Source organism: Kordiimonas sp., from assembly GCF_048264555.1.
Lineage (GTDB): Bacteria > Pseudomonadota > Alphaproteobacteria > Sphingomonadales > Kordiimonadaceae > Kordiimonas.
Window position 1 is genome coordinate 624840 of sequence record NZ_JBLXCX010000001.1, and the last position, 25985, is coordinate 650824.

Sequence of the window (25985 nt, forward strand, 5' to 3'; positions counted from 1 at the left end):
GTTACTTGTTTTTAATATTTTCCTGCACAATAATTCTGGCGGACGTAATTCTAGTTTCATATGTTGCTCAAAATTAGCAATACAGTTGTGTAAACATTGCTAATTGGTAGAACACATGACTTGAACCGACCAAATAAACCCGATGCGTGTTTTGATGTGTAAAGGCCATTCAAATGAAATTCGATTCCAACTTCAATAATCAAGACATGCAACGCCAAGAGGTTGAGCCCAAGGCGACCCACGCCACATCGGCACCCTCGCATGATGTTGTGGTTGTTGACACCACAGTGGACGGCTACGAAACACTGCTGGCAGGCGTCTCTCCCGGTACCGAGGTGATCTTGATTGGGGCCGAAGGGCTGAGTGAGCTTGCCTCCGCTCTTGAAGGGCGAAGCGATATCGACTCCCTGCAGATCCTCTCACACGGTGACGTCGGCTCACTCCGGCTGGGAAATGACGAGATCAATGCCTCCACTGTCGCAGATCATGCAGATGCGCTCGCGCGCATTGGTGCAGCGCTGAGTGAGGATGGCGACATACTGCTTTATGGCTGTCGCGTAGCTGAAGGTGGTGCGGGCTTTGAGTTCATTCAAATGCTTGCCGATGTGACAGGCGCCGATGTTGCGGCTTCCGACGATTTGACTGGTGCTTCTTCCCTTGGTGGTGACTGGGACCTGGAAGTCAACGTTGGTAACATTGCAGAGACCACCGCCTTTTCCGAAGAAAGCATGGGGGGCTTCGACGCGCTTCTTGCTGCGCCATCCGTCGGCACCGAGGATTTCGGTACAAGCTTCACTTTCTCGCTGGACACCACAAGCGTTGCCAATGTTGCGGGCTCGGGCTTCGACGCCAACGCAAGCGGCAGCTCCGAGATCGACATCACCACATCTCAGCGGTCCGACATGGGCACGGTCAACATCCAAAGCACCAGTCTTATCGGCGAGGATGTGATCTGGAGCGGTAAGTCCGTTGTCTTTGGTGACCTGGAGATCAACCACAACTCACAGACGGTCAACTATATCTCGCTCAGCACCAATGACGACAGTTCGTTCCAGCTGAACGGCTTCGATTTCTGGTACAAGGCGAGCGGAACAAGGACCTTTACCATCACCGGCCATGATGCATCCGGCACCCAGATTTCCGGCGCCACCTTCAGCCTGACCAGCCTGACCGAAGGCACGGATGACGGCGGTCGGCAGTTTGGCTACGCCACCATTTCGGCGGACAATCTTGGCAGCAGCTTCGACAATATCGTGGAATTCCGGATTACGCCGTCCGATACCAGCATGATGCTGATGGGCATCGATGATGTGGTGGTTGCGACCGCTGTTTCCAACGCTGCACCCGAGCTTGGTGGCTCACCGGCAGATACCTCCGCGACGGAAGATGTGGCGACAGCGATTGATCTCTCAAACTACACCATCTCAGATGACGGCGTTGGCGACATCACGCTCACGCTGGCGGTTGACCGTGGCACAATCTCATCGGCTGACGGAAACGGCGCATTCGGCGGTGTGACAATCGCGACCTCAGGCACCACCTCAATGACGCTCGCGGGCTCTGTCGCTGACTTGAATACTTATCTCAATGATACTTCTCACATCCTGTTCACCACGGACCAGAATGACACAACAACCGCTACACTGACCGTAACCCCGAACGACGGCACGATAGACGGCACAGCCGATACCATCTCCATCACCATCACGCCCGCTAATGATGCACCGGTGCTGGATAATTCCGGCGCGCCCACCCTGACCGCCATCAACGAAGACGCGGGCGATGATGACGGCTCTGGCGCCGATGGGGATGACGACGCCACCAACAACGCCAACAACACCGGCACAAGCATTGCCGACATGGTCACCGATGGCTCCATCACCGATGTTGACGGCAGTGCGGTTGAAGCCATTGCGGTCACGAATGTGGATAACACCAATGGTGTTTGGCAGTACTCAACCAATAATGGCTCCAGCTGGACCAATTTTTCAGGCGTCACGGGCAACTCGGTAGATATCGAAAGTGCATCTGTTCTGCTTGATGGAACGCTCACCGGCGCCTCTACCAACCTGATCCGCTTTGTGCCAGATGCGGACTATAACGGCACAGCCACTATCACCTACCGAGCGTGGGACAAATCTTCAGGTTCCGTCGGCAGCACAGCAGACACGAGCACAAACGGCGGCACGACCGCCTTCTCGAGCGCGACCGAAGATGCCACATTGACGATCAACTCCGTCAATGATGAGCCGACGCTGACCGCAACCGGCGAGGACCCGGATTTCACCGAAGGTGGTTCAGCCGTTGATCTCTTCAGCAGTGTGGCACTTTCCACCGTGGACGGTAACGGCGTTGCCAGCTACACCATCACCGTTACCAATGTGACCGACGGCGCGAATGAGATTATCAATGCAGGCGGCAAAGCCTTCGCGCTGACGAACGACACAACGGATACCATAAACGGCGGGTTGATCACTGTTCACGTCGCGATCACCGACACCACAGCCACCCTCACCTTCACCGATTCAAGCGGCTCCCCGGCTGCGAGTGAGAACATTCTGGAAGGCATGTCTTACGAGAACACAAGCGAGAACCCTACCGAGGGTGACCGTGTTGTTACGATCACAAGCCTCAGCGACAATGGCGGTACGGCAAACGGCGGGGACGATACGGCCACGCTATCCCTAAGCTCAACAGTGACCGTAATAGCTGTCAATGATGCGCCAACATCTGCGGATGCACCGACAGACGTGACCGTGCTTGAAGATACCGAAAGCAGTGTTGACCTGTCGGATATTACCTTTGACGACCCGGATAGTGACATTATCACCGTCACGCTTACGGCAAGCGCCGGGACATTCAGTTCGCCTGCTGACGGCGAAGGCGTTGGCTCAGGCGTCACCGAAACCTTACTCAACAGCACCACGATTTCGCTCGTTGGCACCGCCGCCGATATCACCAGCTATCTCGATGACACCGACGCGATCCAATTTACCGGTGCGGAAAACGTCAACGGCGAAGATGCTGCAACCATTACCATCACAGCCAACGATGATGATGGATCGGGCGATGTAACGCTGGACACGATCAACCTCGACATCACAGCCGTGAACGACACGCCGGTGTTTGCAGGCCTTGACGGCACACCGGCCTTCACCGAGGAGGGTGCTGCGGTTACGCTTGATAGCAACGTGACCGTAGCAGATGTGGAGCTTGATGCGCTCAACGGCGGCAATGGGTATTACAGCGGTGCAACACTCACCATTGCCCGGAATGGCGGCGCCAACGCAAATGACAGTTTCAGCTTCGATACGAGCGGCAACACCTTTGTTACCTCCGGCAGTGCAAGCGCAGGTGCGCTCAACACCTTTGTGGACGACGATACCTTCGCCAGCTATACGGTGTCGGGCGGCACACTCACGATTACGTTCACGTCAGCCGCAACGGCGGCCACCACGTCACTTGTCAACGACGTGCTCCAGCATATTCGGTATGAGAACACCAGCGATGACCCAGGCGACAGTGTACAGCTTGACTGGACCTTCAGCGATGGTAACTCAGGCAATGCACAAGGTTCGGGCGACAATCCCGGAACCGATACTGGTTCCACCACGGTGTCCATTACCGAGGTGAATGACGCGCCAACGCTGGATGCCACCGGTAGCAATCCGACCTTCACGGAAGGTGGTGCTGCTTCGGATGTGTTCAATACAGTTACAGCATCGACCATTGAGACTGGCCAAACTATCTCCGGCCTGATCCTGACGGTTACTAATGTTTCCGACACTGAGAATGAAATACTGAATATTGGTAATACTGCAATCACGCTGGACAACGGCGAAGGGGGCACGACAGCCACAAACAGCCTGACCTATTCGGTCAGCGTATCAGACGGCACAGCAACCGTTACCCTGAGCGGCGGCACGATGTCAGCGGCGGCGACACAGACTCTTGTGGATGGCATCAGTTACGAGAATACTTCGGATAACCCCACCACCGGGGCTAACCGGGTGGTTACCATCACTGGCATCACGGATAGTGGCGGCACTGCAGATGGTGGCAGCAACGCGTCTGCACCAAACCTGGTGTCAACAGTGTCTCTCACGGGGGTCAATGACCCCCCGGTTGTCACCGGTGTGGATGGTGACAGCTCAGATGTGATTGTTGGCTCCGGCTCACAGGTCGTATCGCTCTTTAGCGACGCGGACGTCACCAACGTTGATTCCCCTGATTTTAACGGTGGTTTCCTGACCATCACACAGAACACAGGCACCACAAATGGCGATTGGGCCGTGGACGGAACGACCGTTGCTTCTGGTGGCGACGGCACGGTCAGTGCCGGCGAAACCATTGAAGTATCCGGCGTCTCAATCGGTACGGTTGATGCAACCGATGATGGCCAGGGCGGCACCGACTTTACAATTAACTTTAACAGTAATGCGACCCCAGAGCGCGTCGAGACGTTGCTGCAAAACCTGTACTATGGGGCTCCCTCGGGCATTGATGCCCGCACCTTCACATTAACGCTGAACGACGCCGACGGCACGGCGAACAGCGGGGATCAGGACACCACGGCTGACTTCACGATCAATGTGACACCAAACCCGCCCGTTCTTGGCAATCTGGACGGTGACAGCTTTACCTTCACCGAAGGAGACGACGCCACCAACCTTGATGTGGACGGCGATGTTACGCTGACGGACGGTGATTCCACCGACTTTAATGGCGGCAATATCACCATTGATTTCCAATCCGGTCAGACGACGGATGATCGGCTGGTACTCGATACCGGCACGGTAACACTGTCTGCGGGTCAGACGGCGGGCTCAACCGTTACCGTAGGCGGGGTCGTTATCGGTACAATTGAGGCTGGCTCCACCGGCGGTGAAAGTGAAGACCTCGTTATCACCTTCAACAGCAACGCAACACCGGCGCTTGTGCAAACGCTGATCGGTGCCATCCAGTATGACAACGCATCCGATGATGCCCCGACAGACGGCAACCGCGTGATCCGTGTCACGGTTACAGATTCTGACACAAATCCGGCAAGCGATAGTGCGGATATCACCGTCAATGTTGACCCGGTGAACGATACGGCGACATTTGACGGTGACCTCACAGGCACAATGAACGAGGACACCGACACGCTGAGCGGTGACCTTGATGTCACCGACCCCGATACCGATGAAGCGCATGTTGGTGACGACCCGATCAACGGCATGAGTGTGGTGGGCACATACGGCAACCTTGATATCGATGAAAGCGGTGCCTGGACGTACGATCTTGACGAGGACAATGCGGCGGTACAGGCGCTTGCCGACGGCGATACGCTGGGGGACACCCTCACCATCAACTCGGTTGACGGTACTGAGCAAGATATCGTCATCACCATCACTGGCGTCAATGACGCCGCCACTTTTGGTGGCGACCTCACCGGTGCGCTCAATGAAGACGTGGATACCACCATCACGGGCACGGCAACCGTTGACGATGTCGACACCGGTGAAGATGTTTTCACAGCGGGAACCATTAACGGTGCATACGGTGACCTCACCATCGCCGCGAATGGGGACTGGTCGTATGACCTCAATGAAACGCTGGCGGGTGTTCAAGGCCTTGGCGATGGTGACACTCTGGGTGATACGCTCACCGTCACAAGTGACGACGGCACGGAACAGGACATCATCATCACCATCAATGGCGTGAACGATGTCGCCACCTTTGATGGCAACCTCACCGGTACCCTCAATGAAGATGTGGATACCACGATCACCGGCACAGCAACCGTTGACGATATCGACACTGGTGAAGATGTTTTCACTGCGGGAACCGTTAACGGCACATACGGTGACCTCACCATCGCCGCGAATGGGGACTGGTCGTATGACCTCAATGAAACGCTGGCGGGTGTTCAAGGCCTTGGCAATGGCGATACTCTTGGCGACACCCTGACCGTTACCTCCGGTGATGGCACCGAGCAAAATATCACGATCACGATCACAGGCGTGAATGATGTTGCGACCATTGGTGGCGCACTTTCAGTCAGCGTCGATGAAGACGCCACCTATTCGATCGGCGACACAGCCACGGTCACTGATGTGGACACAGGTGAAGATGTCTTCGATGCGGAAGTGATCAACGGTACCTATGGCAACCTGACCATCGCTGCCAATGGCGAATGGTCGTATGACCTCAATGAAAATGACGCCACGGTGCAAGGCCTTGGTGCAGGCGACACACTCGGTGATACACTCACTGTATCGAGCGCTGATGGCACCACTGAGGACATTGTCATTACCATCAATGGGGCAAATGATGCTCCAACCGCTGCTTCCAACTCGGTTGCTGTGGACGAAGATACCACTCACGCGTTGACGGTTGATAATTTCGGTTTCGATGACGCGGATTCTGGCGATAGCCTTACCAGCGTACGCATCGACAGCCTCACATTGGCGAGCGGTGACACCCTCAAACTTTCCGGCACGGATGTTTCTGTAAATGACGTGATATCCGTAAGCGACATCACTGCAGGCAATCTGGTCTACACGCCGGCAGCAGATGCCTTTGGCACCGCGCGCTCCAGTTTCACCTTCTCCGTGCACGACGGTACGACATATGCCGTCAGTGCCTCTACGCTCACGTTCAACGTAGCAGATATTGCAGATGCCGCACCACCGACGAGCCCAACCCTCAGTAATCGGTCCGTGAAGGAAAACGTTGCAGGGGCTGTTGTTGGTACCATTTCGAGTACAGACCCGAACGGGGATAACATCACATTTTCAGTGAACGACAGCCGCTTTGAGGTTGCAGGCACCACGCTGAAGCTTAAAGCTGGTATCAGCCTCGATTTCGAGACGGAGCCAACCGTAGATCTGAGCTTGCGAGCGACCGATTCCACCGGTCTCTCAATCATTCGCGTCGTTCGGTTGTCCGTTGTCGACACCGACGAACCCACTAGCAAAAAAGGTGGTGAAACCGCTGATACCCTCTCTGGCACCAACAGTGGTGACACTCTGGATGGTGCCAATGGCGATGACACACTTGATGGCGGTGAAGGTAACGACACCCTGCTAGGCGGCAACGGCAATGATACGCTGTTTGGTGGCGATGATGACGATTCCCTCAGGGGTGACGCGGGTGACGACACCCTTGACGGCGGTACCGGCAACGATACGCTGCGGGGCGGCGACGGCAACGACACCCTCGAAGGGAACGACGGTGACGACCACCTCTGGGGCGGCAAAGCTGAGGTTGCCAACGACAGCCTCGCGGGCGGCGGCGGAAACGACCGGATGGGTGGCGGCCGCGGCAATGACATCATCGAGGGGGGAGACGGCGACGACACCCTTTATGGTTATATTGGCGATGATACTCTCTTGGGTGGTGATGGTAGCGATCTCATTTTCAACGGCCTTGGCGATGATAGCGTTGATGGCGGTTCTGGCAGCGATATTCTCTGGGCCAGCGCGGGTGATGATATACTCACCGGCGGTGACGGTGGTGATACCTTCGTCTTTGGCGCACTCGCTGGCAATGACACCATCACGGATTTCAGCACAGAAGAAGACACACTTGACCTCAGCCTCTCAGGCGCAGGGTTTACAAGTGCAGGCGACGTGACGGATGCCTCAATCGAGACCATCGTGGGCGGTGAAGCAGGCGTGTTGATCGACCTTGGTGGCGGAGAAAGTGTCTTCCTCATGGGGCTGTCCCTTGATGACCTCAGCGGTGCACAAATTCTGATCTAGATCAGGATAAACCATAGCTGCCACGGCTCCATGAAATGGGGCCGTGGTAGGCATGCATGTGTCTCGCCCGTTCGAAATCCTGTTTTCGGTCGCCTCACTGGGCCCGATCCTATAGCCTATAGCGTATGGCCTATTCTTTGAGACAAACGCGATCTCGCCTTCCGCGTAGCCCTATTGTTGCGGCTCTGTTTTTCCTGACATTTATTATAGCGCCTGCCGCAATGCCGCCTGTCGCGGCAGACGAGGAAAAACCACCTCTCCCGACAGATGAAGATGTGCGCACCGCCTATGGGGTGTTGATGGAATGGGGCACCGCGTATCAGAAGGGCGATTACCTTCAGCAGTGGCGCCTGACCGATTTCCGCATCCGGCACTGGCATGACCGCAAGCGTTTCAGGAAATGGATGCGACGTGCCCGCAAGCGTGACGGCAAGCTTCTCTCTTTCAAGGTTGAAAAGGCGCTGCCCCTCTATGCAACACAACTGCCTTGCACAGAAATGGGCCACTGCTACCGGAAGGATGTGGATGTCATCCTTTTCCTGATCGCCAGCAAATATGAAAAAGCCTATCCGCCGCAACCCGAGTATATCGTCATGGCCCGCTCAAAAGAGGGGTGGCGCTTCGGTGGTGGCACTTTCCCGAACCGCCCGATGGGGGAAACATCGCTTATCCTCGACCGCAAGGACGAGCGGCGCTATGAGCCGAGCTTAGAAATCATGAAATAGACAGTCACGCCTATGCACTCACGCCGTGGCGGTTAACTGCCAGATGAAGTTTGTGAGTGGCTAAAATGGCGGAAACGTGCCTTAAACCCGCATCCCTAACCTTTCATTAAGAGCTCAATGGTATCTCTACAACCGGGGGTCATTCTAGCGAGAAAGTTCTCAGGCATGACAGACAGGATTGAGGCGCCAAGCGCGGCGGCAATGTGGGATACACGAAACACCGGCAAAACCCTCAAAAGGTTGGCAGGTGTATTGATCCTATGCGCAGTGACGGTCGCAGCGCAGGCCGCAAGCAATCAAAAGCGCGGCGCATTTCTGGATTTCAATTACTACCCCTATATGAGCGAAACCAAGAACGACAATTTTTTGACCATCAATGCGGGCGCGAAGCTTGGCCATGGATTGTCATATTTCAGCTTGAACAATTTCGGCCAGATCAAAGGCACGGCGGGCGCCCCGGACCAAAATACATTCTATACCGAGCAAAATCTGCGGTGGGCTTTCTCAGAAGAGCTTCCACTCGACCTGACACTGCAATTGAATTTTAGGAATGGCGCCAATAATGACCGGCACCGTTTGGGGGTAAGATGGCGCCTGAATGACACCAAAGCCTTTGCTGATTTTTTCAAGTCTGTGGGCCTTGTGTATGCCATCAACCTTCATCTCGTGCAGTTCGACCACGAAGACCCCTACGTCTGGCAGATCGAACACGCTTTCAACCTGAAACTTCCCGCCCTCAGCGACCGCATCTATATCGCGGGGTTTGTCGACCACACTTTCAACCAGGACCTGCCCGATACCTTTCCCGCGCGGCCCATTGTAGGCGAAGTTCAGGCTGGCGTCCGGCTGTTTGACCAGTTGCACGCCGTGGCAGAGTACCGCATCAACGAATACCGCCGCTCGGATGTGGATAATCTCGCCCTTGGGCTTCAGTATAAAATCGTTTGGTAATGAAGGGGCAAAAGATGCACGAAACCATCAGCAATGCCATCCCTGACCCAAACGCGGGCGCACAAGCCCGCCGGGCACTGGTGCGCGGTACAATGCTGCACTGGAGCCACTGGCTGGTTGTGGGTTGCTCCTTACTGCTAACATTTGGGGCATGGTATATTTCAGACCAGCAAGTGAAAGAAAAAAACCGGCTGGAGTTTGAACGGCAGGCCGAACAGGCTGTGGACCTTGTCGTCGAACGCATGCAGCTTTATGAAAATGCCCTTTGGGGCGGGGTCGCGTTTATTGATGCAAGCGATAGTGTGGTAACCCATGCATCATGGAACGGATATGCAGAAAGCCTGCACATTGAAAGAGCTTATCCCGGCATCAATGGTATTGGTGTAATTTTTAACGTCACACCCGCAGGCCTGCCAGCCTATCTGGCCCGTGAGCGCGCGATGAGACCAGAATATTCAATTCACCCTGAGCACAACCAAAGTGAATTTTGGCCGATCACCTACATCGAACCTGAAGCCCCAAACAGTAAGGCAGTCGGGCTGGATATGGCGTTTGAGACAAACCGTTACACAGGTATAAAAAAAGCCCGGGATACGGGTACCGCTCAGGTAACAGGGCCAATCACACTCGTGCAGGATTCGAGGCAAACCCCAGGTTTCCTTTTTTACGCTCCTTTCTACCGGGACGGCGCAAAACCCTCCAACCTTGATGACCGGCGATCACAAATTGTCGGTGTAACCTATGCGCCCTTCATCATGAGCAAGCTGATGCAGGGCACGCTTTCAAGTGGTAACCGTCAGGTTCAGGTCAAAATCAGTGATGGTCCTGACCTGCTATACGATGACGCCCACTCCGAAAACGACAGTCAGGCTAGCGTTGACCCCACGCCGCTTTTTTCAACTGTTTTTGAGGTAGATATGTATGGCCGCATATGGTCTTTCAACATCGATTCCAATGCTGCGTTCCGCACAGCCTACCAAAGCAGCCAACCCCTCATCATCCTTTTTGGCGGCATCATCATTGATATAATGCTCATTAGCCTGTTCTTCGTGCTGGTGCGGGCAAATCGCCGGGCCCTGAGTTATGCCGATGACATGACCATTGAACTGCAGCACCAGTCAGACCTGCTGGCTAAATCCAATCAGGAACTGGAGCAATTCGCCTATATCGCCTCACACGACCTGAAGGAACCGCTGCGGGGCATGTCCAATCACGCGCGTTTCCTGCTGGAAGACTATGAAGACAAACTTGGGTCTGATGGTGCAAAGCGCCTCAAGCGCATGACTATCCTGGCCGATAAACAGGAGCGCTTAATAAAAGACCTGCTGTATTATGCGCGACTTGGCCGCACGGAAGACGCCCGCCGGGTTGTCGACATCAATCTTAAAATTGAGGACGTGCGCGAAAGGTTGCATGAGCTTTTCACGGAACAGAATGTTGCACTCACCTGCGATGACAACTTCCCCCAGATTCATTGCGATGCGACAAAGGCAAAGATTGTTCTTTACAACCTTATTTTGAATGGTGTGAAATACAATAACTCTCAGGTGAAGAAAATTCACGTCGGGTTTTTACCGCTAATGCAGCAGGGCAAAATCGTTCATGAAAATGTCCTCTATGTCCAAGACAATGGCATAGGTATTCCCAAGGAGTTCCACGAACAGGTGTTCCGGATCTTCAAACGGCTCCATAACGAAAAGGAATACGGAGGAGGCACAGGTGCCGGCCTCACAATTGTAAAAAAGATTATCGACCTACATGGTGGAAGTATCTGGCTACAGTCATCTAAGGGTGAAGGCACCACAGTTTATTTTACCTTCGGAAAGTAACATGCAAACAAACCGCGTTCCCATATCCAGTAAAGCGCCTATTCTATTGGTCGAAGATAGCGACGACGATTATGAAGCCGCTATCAGAGCCTTTCAGAAGTCAGGCAACCTGAGCAACGAGATTATCCGCTGCCGGTCCGGCGAAGAAACGCTGGATTATCTTTTCCAGCGGGGTGAGTTTGGCCCGGCTCCCGGCGTGCATGCTCCGCGCCCTGGCCTGATTTTGCTAGACCTTAACATGCCGGGCGTTGACGGCCGCGCTGTGCTCAAGATCATCAAGGGGGACCGGCGGCTCAATGAAATCCCGGTCATTGTCATGACAACGTCAGACGATGAACGGGACGTGTCGGAATGTTATGGGCACGGCGCAAATTCTTATATCAAAAAGCCAATCGACCTCGATGGTTTCTTTCACGCTATCAAGCGTTTGAAAGAATTCTGGTTTGAGATTGCCTTGCTGCCCAAGGATATACATGACCGCCTATGAATAAATCTATCAATGTGCTGATCATCGACGACGATGAGGATGGACGTTTTGCGTTCAGACGCTTTCTGACGCAGCTGAGCGGGTTTGAGGCCAACGTCATCGAAGCCGAGACCGGCGAAGACGGCTTGGACATGTATCGGTCGAATAGTTTTGACGTTGTTTTGCTGGATTATTCGCTTCCCGGCATCAGCGGTATTGATGTTCTGGAGAAGCTGAAACAGTTGGATGCAGATGCGCCTGTCATCATGTTAACGGGCCTGGGTGATGAAAATGTCGCCGTGGAAGTAATGAAGCTGGGAGCGGTCGACTATCTGCCTAAAGACAGGGTCAGCACAGACTCAATGCACCGGGCAGTGACACACGCCATTGAACAGACTGAGTTGAAGCGTCAGGTTAGAACCCAGCGTCACGAGCTTGAAACCTTCGCCAATGTGCTCGCGCACGACCTCAAAACACCGCTCAACGGTGTGATGGGTTTTGCGGAGCTACTGCTTCTGAAATCCGAAGAAACAGATGAATACAACAATATAAAACAAGAGATACGTTTCATATATCAGTCCGCCCACCATATGAACGCGCTGATAAGCTCGCTTCAGCAGTATGCCAATGGTGGCTTGGAGCTGGAGGCCCATGAGTTCGACCTTCAAGAAGCTTTGGACCAGGCAAAAAATAATCTAGCAACCACCATTGCTGAACATAAGGCTGTTATCCATGTTGATACGAACATCCCACGTATTTTCGGGTGTAAAAGCCAAATCATTCAGCTTTTTCAAAACCTTATAGCGAATGGCATAAAATATTGCGAAGCCACAACGCCCGAGATCATCATCCGCGCGGGGGATACGGGCGATGGGACTGTTATAACAGTGAAAGACAACGGGATAGGCATTCGGGAAGACCAGACCAAAGACATATTCACCGCCTTTTCTCGCCTTCATGCAGATCAGGAAGTGTACGAGGGTACAGGGCTTGGTCTGGCAACATGCAAACGTATCGTTGAGCGCCATAATGGTCGCATATGGTGTACATCGCAACTTGGGCACGGAAGTACGTTCCATGTTTATCTACCCGCCCAGGTAAACCGATAGACCTTGTTCCGGATTTTGCTGCAACACAGACACGCCACCTGCCTTCGCGACTTTATTGGCTCAGGCTTCACACACCCAAAAAATGCGCAGCCATCATGAGGGACTTCAATTGAGCCTAAAGGGAGAGATGGTGGTGACCCCGACTGGATTCGAACCAGTGGCCTACAGATTAGGAATCTGTCGCTCTATCCTGCTGAGCTACGGGGCCTCACAAACAGCGCTTTTCCTGTAACCCCAACCGGCGCGCCCGTCAACTATCCTAAGGATATGTTGGTAAAACACCAAGGGGCCGGTTAAGCTCACTTTTCTCCGGGAGCATTACTGAAAATTAAGGTTTCTGCTCTTTGATGGCACTTGGGGGTCTATCAGGAAATTACGTTTGAGTTTTCGTAGGCTTGTTGCACCGGTTTTTGTGGCTGTCGCGGTTAGTATCGCGGCACTTGTTGCGCTTGCTGCTTTTGCGGCGCGGCAACAGGATGCGGCTGCGCTCGCCGCGGAAAAACAAGTGCTCCAGCAAGAAATGCGTAGCATCCATGGCTCACTGGCGGTGCTCGCGGAAGATAACGCCTGGTGGGATGCTGCGGTCGAGAACATCTCCCTTGAGGAGAATATCGACTGGATCGACAGCACGCTTGGCGAATCTGTTATCGGTATCAGTCAAATCCAGGGGGTGTTTATCGTCCGGCGGGACGGCACCATGGCGTATGGCAATTTTGTCGCGGCCCTGCCGCCACCGCATGTGTTTTTGGATGCAGGGTTTGCAAACCTCGCGAAAACCATAGAGATACCGGAAAATTTCAAGCCCAGCAGCACGTCTGGCCTTCTGGAGATTGACGGAGACCTGATCGCCTTTGGCGCCAGCATGGTGCAGGCGGGGGAAGTGAAGTCACTGCCGCCAATCCCCGATGAAAAACGCGCGCTTATCATCTTCGTATCGCTTGTGGACAAAGACGACATTGAACGCATCGGCGAAGACAATGCAGTCAAGGGTCTCAAGTTCACCACCACACCGAGCGCCGAAGATAATACCTTGCCTGTCCTCTCCCACAATGGTGACCTGATTGGGCATCTGTGCTGGCGGCCCTCAGCACCCGGCAGTGAAATGCTCCGCTACATGGTGTTGCCTGCCAGCATACTGCTTGTCATCGTGATCATCGCGCTGGGGCGATTCCTCAGGCAGGCCAACAAAGTGCTGGAAGAGCTGGCCCGCGCAGACAAGGCCAAATCGGCTTTCCTCGCTTCCACCAGCCATGAGATACGCACGCCACTCAACTCCATTATTGGCTTTACGGAGCTGATCTCGCTTGAGCTCTACGGCAAGGTTGAGGGTGAAAAGAACAAGGAATATCTGCAACTGATCAGGGAAAGCGGCGAACACCTGCTCTCAATCATCAATGATATTCTCGACATCTCCAAGCTGGAGGCCGACCGGTTCGAAATTTATGCGGAGAATGTTGATCCGCGCGCCGTGGTTGCGTCTGCATGCAAGCTGGTATCTGCGCCCGCACTTGAACGCGGCGTAACACTGAGCACCGACTGCCTGCCCGCCGAAACACTCTCGGACGAGCGCATCATGCGCCAGGTTCTGATCAACCTGCTTTCAAACGCGATCAAGTTCACTGAACCTGGTGGCAGCGTGACAGTGACGGGCCTGAGCCGTGGTCGCTTCTACGACATCACCATCACAGACACCGGCATTGGCATGAGCGAACACCAGATCGAAACGGCGCTCTCACTTTTTGGTCAGGTTGAAGGGGAGCTTTCACGCCAACATTCAGGCACAGGTCTTGGTCTGCCGCTTGTCACGCGCTTTATGGACCTCCTTAACGGTCAGTTCGACATTTCATCCAAACCCGGTGCGGGCACAACCGTCACCGTACGCTTCCCGCTATACCGTGAAGACGCCTAAGTGATCTTGTGGGCGCGCATGCGCTCATAAAGCGGAAGGGCTTGATCTGCGATGCGTTCAAGCGCTGCGTTAAGATGAACCTTCTCGCTTTCCTCACGCTTCATAAAACCGGTAGATTTTTGCACATTTTCGTACCACCACGGTGCCCACACGCCGTCGGTATCGCGCGCGCCTGAGGGCCAGCTCAACATCGCCTGATCAAACGCGATGCCCAGCGCCTCGCACAGTCGGCCAAGATAAAACTCGGGGTCCCGCAGGATATCGCTCCCCTCTATCACCGGCGGGGCAGAACCGAGCCTGTCTGCCTCACGCTCAAAAATATCAACCTGCCTTACGAGGCCGATGTCGTCGAGGGTAACCTCAGCCCGGCTTTTCACATAGCTCGCCAGCATGGCGCGCGGGTCACGGATGAGAAATGCATGCTTAAGGGTTCGCGCCCAAGCCCAATCAAGGCTCCCAACCATGTGGTGGCACATATGCTTCTGATAAAAAATGTCATAGCCGTCTGGCACAGCGGCGGTCAGGTCGTTTGCTACCTGCCGCCAGTCCGTGCTCTGGGCCTTGAGAACAAGCTGCCGCCCCGGATGATCTATCCCGGTTTCTTGAAGGAAACAGGCATAAAACGGTTCATCCACCACCATGGTATCAGGCCGGTTTTCAAACGACCGCATGAGGGCCGTTGATATATTCCTCGGCCCCGACCACATGGCGATGCGGATCACATCCCTCACGCGTCGCGCCCTTTTGACGCCTCGTCCTCAATACGTTTGATGTAGAGCTTGCGCAGCTTTGCCACCATCGGCCCGGGCATGGGTGGCGTGTCACCCTCCCCAATTATGCGCCCGTCCACTTCTCCAACGGGTACGAGCCCAGCAAAGGTGCCGGTGACAAAAGCCTCATCGGCACCATAAACATCCGTGAGGCTGAAATCTTTCTCAAAAACCGGGATGCCCGCTTCTTTCGCGAGGGTGATCACCGTGCCCCGCGTGATGCCGCCCAGACAATATTTCCCGCTTGAGGTCCACAGCTCCCCGTCCCGCACGATGAAGAAATGCGTGCTGTTGCATGTGGCCACAAAACCGTGGGGGTCGAGCATCAAGGCTTCATCAGCCCCGGCTTTTGCGGCCTGAATGCAGGCGGTGATACAGTTCAGTTTTGAATGGCTGTTGAGCTTTGGGTCCTGCACGTCAGGGAAACCCCGCCGCACGTGGGCCGTGAACAGACGAATACCCCGGTCCAGCGTTTCTTTAAGCGGCGCTTTATATTCAGGAATAATCACAATGGTGGCGGGGCCAATGGTGACCCGAGGGTCCTGATACGGCGTCGCTTTGATACCCCGCGTGACCATCAGGCGGATATGCACACCGTCATGCATCTTGTTGGCGTCAATCGTGTCATAGAGCCGCTTGGTGAGTTCAGCCTTCGTGAGCCCGATATCCATATCAATGGCCTTGGCACCCTCATAAAGCCGCTTGAGGTGCTGGCTAAGGAACACCAATGTGCCGTGATGCAGGCGCAGACCCTCCCACACCCCATCACCAAGAATATAACCGCTATCAAAGACGGAGACTTTGGCCTCATCGCGCGGAAACAGCTCCCCGCTCACGTTGATCAAAATATCCCGGTTTCTTGGATCGTCGATATAGTCATGGGTGCCGTGCGCCACAGAGATTCTCTTTCTTGTCAAATTCGGGGTTTGGTGTAACTGTTCAAGCCTCAGCTGGAGGATGAAACATGCTGAAAGCGCTTGCAATCCTTATTCTTGCCGCACCTGCCGCTTTGGCAGAAGACCTGAGCCTCGACACCAGCGGCCTTCAGGATTGTGGCACCACAACCGCCGCTGAAACGCTTGGTGGTGCCAGGTTCAAAACACCGGAAGGGCTTACGGTCAAACTTGCGCTCGTCAAGGCGCCCGAGTTTTGGGAGCCATCAAGCGAATACACCAGCTGGCCGCATGCCGTTGAAGCCAAAAAACACCTGATGGAGGTGCTGCGCGACCAAACCGTAACGCTTTACTGCGAAGGACAGAAAACCAACCGCCTGGGTGAACTTGTGGCCCACGCAGTAATGCCGGACGGCAGCTGGCTTCAACATAACCTTGTGCGTGACGGGCATGTTTTTGTTTTCCCCAGTCCCACCCGCAGACGTGGCCTTGATAAGCTTTATGATGCCGAGCTGGAAGCACGCGCCGGGAAAAAAGGCCTATGGATATTCAAAAACCTGCAACCGGTTGCCGCCACCGGCAACAGCGTGAAAGCGGGCTGGTTCCAGATCGTGGAAGGTGTGGTGGTTGATGCCGCAAAGGTGCGCGATACCATCTTCCTCAACTTCGGGGACGACTGGCGCACGGATTTCACCGTTGAGATCCCGGCGCTCACCACGCGGTATTTTGACCGCATCGGGCTCGACCCCCTAAGCCTTGAAGGCCAGCATATTGAAGTGCGCGGCTGGATCGATTTTAAATCTGGGCCGCGACTATTATTGCAAGGCCCCGGACAAATCCGGATCATAAAACACGAAAGCCAGCCCTGAGACGCGCTGGCTTTCTGGTAGTGGTTCAGATGGTAGATGGGTTAGCTGCCTGCAAGCCCCGCAAGCACCGGGTCACCCACATCTTGCATCAAAGCTTGCTTCAGCTTGCCAAGCGCCTGGGCCTCCAGCTGGCGTACCCGCTCCTTGGAAATACCGAGCTGAGTACCAAGGACCGCGAGGGTCACACCATCTTCACGGAGCTGACGCTCACGAATGATAAAGCTTTCCCGCTCGGTCAGATGCCTCATGGCACGCTCAATCAAAGCAGCTTTTTTGCTGCTGTCATGGTTTTCCATATAAAGATCATCTGGCCGTGGCGAATCGCTCACGAGAAGATCCTGCCATTCCTGCGCGCTTTCATCAGCTACCGGCGCATTCAACGACCGGTCAACACCTGAAAGCCTGCCCTCCATGGCCTCAACATCGCGAAGCCGCACGCCCATCTCATCGGCGATCTCGTTCCTGGCTCCCATAGAAAGCGGCCGGTCCGGGTCAACGCCCATACGGGCCTTGAGGCGCTTCAGGTTAAAGAACAAAGCTTTGTGGGCGCTTGTGGTGCCGGTGCGTACGATCGACCAGTTCCTGAGAACATAGTCCTGCACAGCGGCACGAACCCACCAGCTTGCGTATGTTGAGAAACGCACGTCCCGCTCCGGCTCAAACCGGTATGCGGCCTCCATAAGGCCAACAGTGCCTTCCTGAATGAGATCAGCAACCGGCAAGCCATAATGCCGGTAGCGGCTGGCTGCCGCAATCGCGAGACGCAAATGCGCTTCGGTCAATTTTTTGAGGGCTCGCTCGTCCCGTTCCATTTGCCACGCAAGCGCCAGTTCGCCTTCTTCTTCCCTGTCCAGCATTGGCGCACGCATTGCGAAACGAATTAAGCGGCGATCTTCCCCAGTGGCCCAGTTTCCTCGGCTCACTCTCACCTCCCAATTTTTAATGACCTTGATTAATGGATCGCATTATGACGAAGTTTTTTTGGCTTTGCAGCAACTTTTTTTAATGTCTGCATAAATTCGGCGTGAGCGCCGGGAATCCTCAACTTTGTTGCAAAACAGGTCTGGGAGAAGCATTCAACGCACGCCGAATCGCGTCGATTACAGATGTAAACATAAAGCTTGCTATTATTGATTACATGTGTAAACGTAATCTCATGAGCGAGGAAAAAAAACAAATCAGCATAGCTGAAAGCAAGGTGATGGAAACGCTTTGGCGTGCCTATCCCCTAAGCGCGGAAGACGTCACCAACGGCGTTGCCGCTGAACAGAACTGGAGTGTTGGCACCGTTAAATCGCTGCTGAACCGCCTTCTGTCGAAAGGCGCCATATCGGCAGAAAAAGACGGCAGACGCTACCTATACAGCCCGGTCCTGAGCCACGACGACTATATAACCCATGAAGGCCAAGGGGTGCTGGACCGTCTTTTTGACGGCCGAGTCTCTGCCCTCCTGACCCATTTTTCCCAGCATGAAAAGCTAAGCGGCGAAGACATCGCGGAGCTAAAAAAACTGATAAAGGAGCTGGACGATGACGAGTGATATTTTTACGCACCTCTTTCAAGCCATGGTCGGCACCAGCGCGGGCATATTGGCTGTTCTTCTATTGCGGCGCCATGTGCGTGCGGCCTTTGGCGCCAGAACGGCCTACGCCCTTTGGCTTATTGTGCCAATCGCTCTGATCGCGAGCCTGCTGCCCGCGGAGCTGATTTTCACGCAAACCATGAAACCCACGGTCACAGATAAACCCGCCATCACCAGCATGCGCGAGACCCAGCCTATCGCCCAGGCTATGCCCACACCACAGCAACACACTATTCGGGCGGCTACACCCCACAATACTGAAACGCCAACAGACCTTAGCCCATGGCTTTTTGGTCTCTGGTTTATGGGAGTGGCCGCAAGCCTCACCATCCTTGGGCTCCGGCAGAAGCGCTTTTATAAGCAGCATGGGCTTACAAGCTCCAAGGCCCGTGTGGCTCGTCATGCGAAAGTCGGACCTGCTGTGTTCGGTTTCCTGACACCGCGCATTGTCGTGCCGGACAATTTTACAGCTGCCTATAACGCACTCGAGCGCCGCCTGATTTTGGCACACGAGCAAGCCCACATTCGCGCGGGCGACATGCAGATGAACGCCCTTGCAATCGCGCTAAGGTCCCTCAACTGGTTTAACCCGCTGGCCTATGTGGCGTACGGGCTTTTCCGTACCGATCAGGAACTGGCGTGCGACGAGCGGGTCATGCGCCGGTTTGGCCAACACCGCCGGGCGTATGCGGAAACGCTGCTCAAGTCCCAACTGATGGGTGATCAGGCTCCGCTTGGTTGTGCATGGTTCGGGAATGGGCGTCACCCGCTCACGGATAGGGTGAAACGCCTTGCCCGGCAGGAGCTAAGCCTCGTCCGTCGCGCCCTTGGCATGCTGACCCTCATTGGGGCCACGAGCCTCTCGGGTGTTGCGGCATGGGCTGCTCTTTCAAGCCAGGTTGTCTATATCGCGGACAACAGCGCAGCCACAGATGCGGATGCACCTGTCGCACCGCTTGAGCGGGTAGTGGCAGCAAATTCAAACACCACAGCACTCCAGGACGCACAGGGCGCTGCCCTTGTTGACGCTATCCTTGAAGGCCGCACCCGGCATGCAGAAGCGCTGCTTGGCGCTGGCGTGAATGTGGACTATGACGCGCCGGGCGACGGCACCCCCCTTCTTGTCGCGGCTTTGAAGGGCGATTTCAGCATGGTCAAAACTCTGCTGGATGCCGGGGCAGACGTGAACAAGGTTTCACCCGGCAGCGGCACGCCTCTGCTCGTTGCAGCGCGGAGCGGTAACGAAAGCATGGTTAAAACCCTGCTGGAGGCTGGCGCGGACATCAACAAGGCGGCCCCCGGTGACGGCACACCGCTTCTTGTGGCGGCACGCCGTGGTGACAAATCCATGGTGCAAGCCCTCCTGCAGGCCGGTGCGGATGTAAATGGCTTCTCACCTGGTGACGGCACACCGCTTCTCGTGGCGGCACGGCGCGGCAATACAACCATGGTGAAGGCTCTTCTCGAGGCCGGTGCTGACATCAATCAGGTTGCACCGGGTGACGGTACGCCTCTCCTCGTTGCTGTAAGGGCGGGCGAGACCGCCACTACCGAACTGCTGCTGGAGGCAGGAGCCGATATAAACGGTATCGCCCCCGGTGATGGCACGCCGCTCATTGTTGCTGCCCAGCGCGGTGACGACGTGATGGTCAAGGCCCTCTTGAATGTGGGCGCGGACGTGAACGGCTACGCGCCGGGCGACGGTACGCCGCTTGTAGTCGCCGCGCGCGGCGGTAACCAGAAGATGGTGAGCCTTCTCCTCGACGCTGGCGCGGATGTGAACCTTGCGGCGCCGGGTGATGGCAACCCGCTGATCATGGCATCCGTGGTGGGTAACCTCCCCGTGGTGGAACAGCTTGTTAGCGTTGGCGCGGATGTGAACGGCTTTGTGCTCGGTGACGAAACACCCCTCATTGGTGCGGCGCGGGCCGGACATCTGGATGTAGCTGAGTTCCTGATCGCAAAAGGGGCTGACGTTAACCTTCGGGTAAAAGCCGGCAACGTGTGGAACGGCCGCGTCGCGGGGAGAGCCATTCACCGGTCACCCCTCGGCCAAGCGCTGCGGTACGGCCATGATGATATGGCTGCCCTCCTGCGCAAACATGGTGCTACAGAACCCGTTGAGGAAGAAGAGTAGCGCGATTATCCCAACGGCCAAGCCGAGCCAGTAACCAACAAAAAACCCGCCTCTCATTTGAGGCGGGTTTTTCTATAACTGATCGAGAGAGGAGAGGCTTAAGCAGCCAGCTCTTTCTCAAGCTTAACCATCGCTGCCGCTTCGTCGATATCCTCAACAGCTGCAAGCTCACGAGCCAAACGACCAAGAGCAGATTCGTAAATCTGACGCTCGCTGTATGACTGCTCAGGCTGGTCAGCACCACGGTGAAGGTCGCGAACAACCTCCGCAATGGAAACAAGATCACCAGAGTTGATCTTTGCTTCATATTCCTGTGCCCGACGGCTCCACATCGTGCGTTTGATGCGCGCTTTGCCCTTAAGCGTGGTGAACGCTTCCTTGAGCGTGGCATCATTGGAAAGACGACGCATGCCGCTGGCTTCCGCTTTGCCTGTTGGTACCCGAAGCGTCATGCGCTCTTTTTCAAAACGAATCACATAAAGTTCAAGCTTCAGGCCAGAGATTTCCTGAACCTCAAGCTCCGTGATCCGGCCCACGCCGTGCTTGGGGTATACAATGTAATCACCGACTGCAAAGGGATGTTTACTGGATTTTGCCATAGTGGTTCTATGTCCTTCTTATCTAAGGCAGGCGCACCTGCCATAATATCCGGGTCCCGACGGGCACGGTCCTCGCGCGCTCAAAAGCTCAGCAAGGCTGCGGAAACCCTTAAGAAAAGCGCTTTCAAAAGCTTTTCGGTCAAACTGCGTCAAAAAAACCGTTGCACCACCCCGCCCAGGGCGGCACAATCAAGCCTCAAATCAGCATCTTCAAATTTCGGCGGTTCCAGCCACCACGCACGAGTCCACTTGCCGCAATTGGATCGCGCAATCTCCTCTTGTAACACAAAATTAGTAAATTTTACAGTCAAATCGCGTTTTTTGGCTCTATTGCTCAATCCTGCGGCGATAGGACGCATGAAAAAACCGGGCCAACTAGCCCGGTTTTCAAAGTAAGCAATTGATGCAAAAGCAATAATATTGTGCGCAGAAGCCGCTAAAAACCTCGGCTCCGTGTCATGCGCGCCCTAGTTGCTCTCACCCGGATTTTCGGAGAAGTGCTCCATCTTGCCTTCTTTGCCTTTCCAGTCATCCGCATCTGCAGGCTGTTCGCCTTTTGCGGTGATGTTTGGCCAAAGCTCGGAAAACTTGGTGTTCAGCTCCAGCCATTCTTCCATGCCGTCTTCTGTATCCGGCAGGATAGCTTCGGCCGGGCATTCAGGTTCACACACGCCGCAGTCAATGCATTCGTTGGGGTTGATCACCAGCATGTTTTCACCTTCGTAAAAACAGTCAACCGGACAAACCTCAACACAGTCCATATATTTACATTTGATGCATGCCTCAGTGACGACATAGGTCATGGGCGTCTCCTTTATTCCGCAAACCTGTAAACCCGTGGTTCTTTCTTTGGCTTTATGCCGAAAAGCGCGGCCTTGGGCAACGGCTTTATATGCAAGAGATTCTTATGTGCACAAATTGTTTGGCTATCGCGAGCAAACGGGTAAGCCCTTGCAGCACAAGACACACGGGGCTTTAGTCACGGTCCATCAGCTTATCAATGGCGCGGCGTTCAGCCTTGGTGGGGCGGCCAGCGCCTGCATCCCTGAGCGCCGGGGCTGTCTTCTTCTCTTCGGCCAGCTCTTTTTTCTGATCCTCGACGGGTGAGAGGTCTTCATAAAGCGTTTGCGCCTCAAGCGCCGGGCCACGGCGCGTGCCAAGCGCGAGGATTTTGACCACGCGGATATGAGCGCCTTGCGGGAAAGTAAGGACCTGCCCCACCTTTACGGTCGCGGCAGCTTTGGAAACCACGCTGCCATCAAGCCGAACCTTGCGGGCTTTGCAGACAGTGCTGGCGATGGAGCGGGATTTAAAAAACCGGGCATGCCAGAGCCATTTATCCAGCCTGATCTGCCCGGTCTCGGTATGCTCAGCCATCAGAGGCTGCTATTTCTTCTTTTGCAGGGTCTCTTTTAGGCCTGCAAGTGCTGCAAAAGGCGAATCCGGATCGGCCTGCTTCTCTTTGCGAGGGGGGCGCGCCGAATGCACACGCTGGCCTTGTGGTTTGCCACCCTTGCCTTTAGGGCCCTTACCCGGACCTTTTCCTCTGGGTCGGTCTGACTTCTCCCCGCGCTCGCCACCTTTAGCAAAACCTTTGCCTTGCGGTTTGCCGCCCTTGCGGCCTTCGCCGTGCGGGCGGGCTTTGCGCTTTGGTGCCCAAGAGAAGAAGTAACGCTCTACAAGCTCTTCTTCAGCCACTTCACCTTCAGAAGCTTCATCCTCTGCGGTATCGGCCTCTGATGTATTCGCTTCTGGGGTGTCTGCCTTTGCTGCTTCCGCGTCCGATGCTTCAGGAGTTGAAGCCTCGGCAGGTGCCGCTTCTTCTGCTGCAGGTTCAACTGCTGGCGTTTCTCCGGCACTTTCGGTTGTTACCTCAGGTGCGGCTGCCTCTGATGCTTCTGGTGTTGCATCCTCGGCTTTAGCATCGTCCGCAGGTTTTTCTTCCGTCTTAACGGCAGGAACCTTGCGCACTTCGTGCTTATAGCCCGCGGCCTGCATGACCTCAGCGAAGTCCTCACCCGACAGGCCAACAAGGCCCATGATTTCAGGTGTAACCTCAAACCAGCCACTGCCCTGGCCCATGGGGCGCACAGCGTCCGCGAGGCGCTCCAGCATATCCATGCGCACAGCTTTTTTGCCGCACACCTGGAAACCCGCCATCTCGTAAAACTCGCGCGGAGCTGTCGCTTCGGTTTCCACCCACACCATGCCCGGTGTTGGCAGGTTTGGAAGAGCCGTCAACTTCCCGGCCATGGCCCACATCATCAATCTCAGCTCATTGGCGTGTGGCTTAAGAATAACGGGAATATAAAGGCTGGAGGCACCGATACGGATACCAAAGCGGCGCAAGCCTTTACGGGCATCCTGATCAAGCTGCCGGAGGTCACCATCCACAAGGCTGCGTGAAATAACCCCGTAGTTCTCAAGCAGGCGATACGCCACACCGCGCGCGAGGCCGGATAGCGGCGCGGCACCCTCAGGCGCTTCGCTCTCTCCGTTCAGTTCGCCAGCAAGTTTAAGAAGCGGCTCAAGCTTTTCCGCGATACGCGTGTCCAGCCATTCCTGTGCCTTATCGCGCACCAGATCGGCATTCTCACCCTGCAACAGGGTGGAAGCCACAAGCTTCACGCGCGGCGCAAACAGGGCACCACTGTCATGCAGGGTCGCGATAGGCGCGCCTTCCCACAAAAGCTTCGGGTACGCGAGGCCTTCTGAAAAATCAAATGCCAGCGTCTTGAAGCCCACATTGGCAAAAAGCTTCGCACGGCGGGTCAATTCCACCTGCAGTGCTGCTTCTGCCGCTGCCTTGAGTGTCTTCTGGTCGTCACGGGCCGCACCCGGCTCGACACGGAAGGAAAATCCATTCAGTTCACCGATCTCGTGTCCTTCGACCGAAACCTGGTTTGTCTCGTTATCAATGCTCACGCTAAGTTCGCCCCTATGCCTGAGCGAGCGCATCAGAACAGCCGTTCGCCTGTCCACAAAGCGCTGGGTTAATTTTTCATGCAGGGCGTCGGACAATCTGTCCTCAACACTGCGCGTTACATGCGCCCAATGGGCTGCATCCTGAAGCCAGCCTTTCCGGTGCGAAACATAAGTCCATATCCGGATACTGGCAATTCGACCGGCCAAGGTATCTATATCGCCGCTTGTATTGTCAAGGCGCTTGACCTGCCTTGCGATCCAATCATGCGGAATTGTGCCTTTTGGACCCATCAGATCAACAAAGATGCGGCGTAGAAGAGAAATGTGATCATCGTGTGACAATTTCCGGAAATCAGGAATTTGGCAAACATTCCAAAGCCTTTCCACGGCTTCAGCGTGGGTAACAAGCGAACTGATACTCTCGTCTGCGCTCATTTTCTTAAGCGCCGTGAGGTCAATGGCGTCCCGGGTGCGGTGAAGGCCCTCTGTGCGCGCAGGCTGCTCAAGCGAGCGAATAAGGCGTGTGATGGTCGAAAAATCGAGCCGGTGATTCCGCCAGAACAGCCGTTTTACTGGTTCAAACTGGTGTTCTTCTATCTGCGCCACCATCAGTGGGTCCATCTGCTCACCGCCAGAGAGGGTGGAGAAGGTACCGTCTTTCTTATAGCGGCCCGCCCGACCCGCAATCTGCGCAGCTTCTGCGGCGGTCAGCTCACGATAGGTGCGGCCATCAAATTTGCTGAGGCCCGCGAACGACACATGCCCGATATCCAGGTTGAGCCCCATACCAATCGCATCCGTTGCCACCAGATGGTCAACCTCACCGCTCGCATACATCTCAACCTGCGCATTGCGGGTGCGCGGGGACAGGGCGCCCATCACGATCGCCGCCCCCCCCTTTTGGCGGCGGATCAGCTCTGCCATGCCATAAACATCGGCGCTTGAAAATCCGACCACAGCGCTTCGGCGCGGCAAGCGTGAAAGTTTGTTCGCGCGCACAGCCTTCAGCTCTGAAAACCGGGGCCGGGTGACAATTTCGATCTCGGGGATCAGGCGGATTAGCACCCCGCGCATGGTCTCCGCGCCCAGAAGCAGGGTTTCATGGGTGCCCCTGCTATGGAGCAGATGCTCTGTAAAAATGTGGCCGCGCTGGGGGTCCGCCGCCATCTGCACTTCATCGAGAGCGATAAAATCGGCCACCGCATGGCGGGGCATCGCCTCAGCCGTGCAGAGAAAATAACGCGCGCCCTCTGGCACAATGCGCTCTTCCCCTGTCACCAGCGCAACCTGGTTTTTGCCCTTCACCGCCACAACACGGTCATACACCTCACGTGCCAGAAGCCGGAGCGGAAAACCCATAATGCCGGAGGCATATCCCATCATACGCTCCACCGCATAATGGGTTTTACCCGTGTTGGTGGGGCCAAGAACCGCCTTGATGATGCCAGTCATAGATACGCCTAAAGATCACAT

Annotated in this window: 17 protein-coding genes and 1 tRNA gene; 10 read left to right on the forward strand and 8 right to left on the reverse strand. The window is 55.3% G+C overall.

Features of this window, described 5'->3' with window-relative positions:
- The first annotated feature begins 173 nt into the window (after positions 1 to 173).
- The 6 genes from ACN0XZ_RS03045 to ACN0XZ_RS03070 all read left to right on the forward strand — a co-directional run bounded on the left by ACN0XZ_RS03045 (position 174) and on the right by ACN0XZ_RS03070 (position 12828).
- Positions 174 to 7748, forward strand: a complete 7575-nt coding sequence (locus ACN0XZ_RS03045; protein ID WP_417456237.1) for a VCBS domain-containing protein — start codon at positions 174 to 176, stop codon at positions 7746 to 7748.
- Between the two features lie 137 nt (positions 7749 to 7885).
- Positions 7886 to 8473 (forward strand): hypothetical protein, encoded by a 588-nt coding sequence (locus ACN0XZ_RS03050; RefSeq protein WP_417456238.1) that lies wholly within the window; start codon positions 7886 to 7888, stop codon positions 8471 to 8473.
- A 165-nt stretch (positions 8474 to 8638) separates the two neighbouring features.
- On the forward strand, positions 8639 to 9424 hold the full coding sequence (locus tag ACN0XZ_RS03055) for a hypothetical protein (RefSeq protein WP_417456239.1): 786 nt from the start codon (positions 8639 to 8641) through the stop codon (positions 9422 to 9424).
- 14 nt (positions 9425 to 9438) lie between these two features.
- Positions 9439 to 11253, forward strand: coding sequence for a CHASE domain-containing protein (locus ACN0XZ_RS03060; protein WP_417456240.1), 1815 nt, complete (start codon positions 9439 to 9441; stop codon positions 11251 to 11253).
- A gap of 1 nt (position 11254) precedes the next feature.
- Positions 11255 to 11740 carry a response regulator gene (locus ACN0XZ_RS03065; protein ID WP_417456241.1) on the forward strand — a complete coding sequence of 162 codons (486 nt, stop codon included), beginning with the start codon at positions 11255 to 11257 and terminating at the stop codon, positions 11738 to 11740.
- Positions 11737 to 12828, forward strand: coding sequence for a sensor histidine kinase (locus tag ACN0XZ_RS03070; protein WP_417456242.1), 1092 nt, complete (start codon positions 11737 to 11739; stop codon positions 12826 to 12828). The genes ACN0XZ_RS03065 and ACN0XZ_RS03070 overlap by 4 nt, the downstream gene beginning before the upstream one ends.
- A 131-nt stretch (positions 12829 to 12959) precedes the next feature.
- Here the strand turns inward: ACN0XZ_RS03070 and ACN0XZ_RS03075 are convergent.
- Positions 12960 to 13036: transfer RNA gene (locus tag ACN0XZ_RS03075), tRNA-Arg, on the reverse strand.
- A 171-nt stretch (positions 13037 to 13207) separates the two neighbouring features.
- Here ACN0XZ_RS03075 and ACN0XZ_RS03080 point away from each other — a divergent pair.
- The gene (locus tag ACN0XZ_RS03080; RefSeq protein ID WP_417456243.1) at positions 13208 to 14737 is read left to right on the forward strand and encodes an ATP-binding protein; all 1530 of its coding nucleotides are present in this window, start codon (positions 13208 to 13210) and stop codon (positions 14735 to 14737) included.
- Here ACN0XZ_RS03080 and ACN0XZ_RS03085 read toward each other — a convergent pair.
- Positions 14734 to 15468 carry an HAD family hydrolase gene (locus ACN0XZ_RS03085; RefSeq protein ID WP_417456244.1) on the reverse strand — a complete coding sequence of 245 codons (735 nt, stop codon included), beginning with the start codon at positions 15466 to 15468 and terminating at the stop codon, positions 14734 to 14736. The genes ACN0XZ_RS03080 and ACN0XZ_RS03085 overlap by 4 nt on opposite strands.
- Positions 15465 to 16403, reverse strand: a complete 939-nt coding sequence (locus ACN0XZ_RS03090) for an aminotransferase class IV (protein WP_417456245.1) — start codon at positions 16401 to 16403, stop codon at positions 15465 to 15467. Before ACN0XZ_RS03090 ends, ACN0XZ_RS03085 begins: the two co-directional genes overlap by 4 nt.
- 68 nt (positions 16404 to 16471) lie before the next feature.
- On the opposite strand from ACN0XZ_RS03090, the gene ACN0XZ_RS03095 reads away from it, so the two are divergent.
- A complete protein-coding gene (locus ACN0XZ_RS03095; RefSeq protein WP_417456246.1) occupies positions 16472 to 17269 on the forward strand; it encodes a thermonuclease family protein in 798 nt (265 codons plus the stop codon).
- Between the two features lie 41 nt (positions 17270 to 17310).
- Here ACN0XZ_RS03095 and ACN0XZ_RS03100 read toward each other — a convergent pair whose 3' ends face one another.
- Positions 17311 to 18192 (reverse strand): RNA polymerase factor sigma-32, encoded by an 882-nt coding sequence (locus tag ACN0XZ_RS03100; RefSeq protein ID WP_417456247.1) that lies wholly within the window; start codon positions 18190 to 18192, stop codon positions 17311 to 17313.
- A gap of 233 nt (positions 18193 to 18425) precedes the next feature.
- On the opposite strand from ACN0XZ_RS03100, the gene ACN0XZ_RS03105 reads away from it, so the two are divergent.
- Together ACN0XZ_RS03105 and ACN0XZ_RS03110 are read left to right on the forward strand one after the other, a co-directional pair.
- Positions 18426 to 18809 carry a BlaI/MecI/CopY family transcriptional regulator gene (locus tag ACN0XZ_RS03105; RefSeq protein WP_417456248.1) on the forward strand — a complete coding sequence of 128 codons (384 nt, stop codon included), beginning with the start codon at positions 18426 to 18428 and terminating at the stop codon, positions 18807 to 18809.
- Positions 18799 to 20988 (forward strand): M56 family metallopeptidase, encoded by a 2190-nt coding sequence (locus tag ACN0XZ_RS03110; protein WP_417456249.1) that lies wholly within the window; start codon positions 18799 to 18801, stop codon positions 20986 to 20988. The genes ACN0XZ_RS03105 and ACN0XZ_RS03110 overlap by 11 nt, the downstream gene beginning before the upstream one ends.
- Before the next feature lie 98 nt (positions 20989 to 21086).
- Here ACN0XZ_RS03110 and ACN0XZ_RS03115 read toward each other — a convergent pair whose 3' ends face one another.
- From ACN0XZ_RS03115 to ACN0XZ_RS03130, 4 genes are all read right to left on the reverse strand, one after another.
- Entirely contained in the window at positions 21087 to 21587 is a 501-nt protein-coding gene (locus tag ACN0XZ_RS03115; protein WP_417456250.1) for a CarD family transcriptional regulator, read from the reverse strand.
- A gap of 467 nt (positions 21588 to 22054) precedes the next feature.
- Entirely contained in the window at positions 22055 to 22390 is a 336-nt protein-coding gene (fdxA, locus tag ACN0XZ_RS03120) for a ferredoxin FdxA (protein WP_417456251.1), read from the reverse strand.
- Between the two features lie 172 nt (positions 22391 to 22562).
- A complete protein-coding gene (locus ACN0XZ_RS03125; RefSeq protein ID WP_417456252.1) occupies positions 22563 to 22964 on the reverse strand; it encodes an RNA-binding S4 domain-containing protein in 402 nt (133 codons plus the stop codon).
- A 9-nt stretch (positions 22965 to 22973) separates the two neighbouring features.
- Positions 22974 to 25964, reverse strand: a complete 2991-nt coding sequence (locus ACN0XZ_RS03130) for a helicase-related protein (protein ID WP_417456253.1) — start codon at positions 25962 to 25964, stop codon at positions 22974 to 22976.
- Positions 25965 to 25985: the final 21 nt, after the last annotated feature.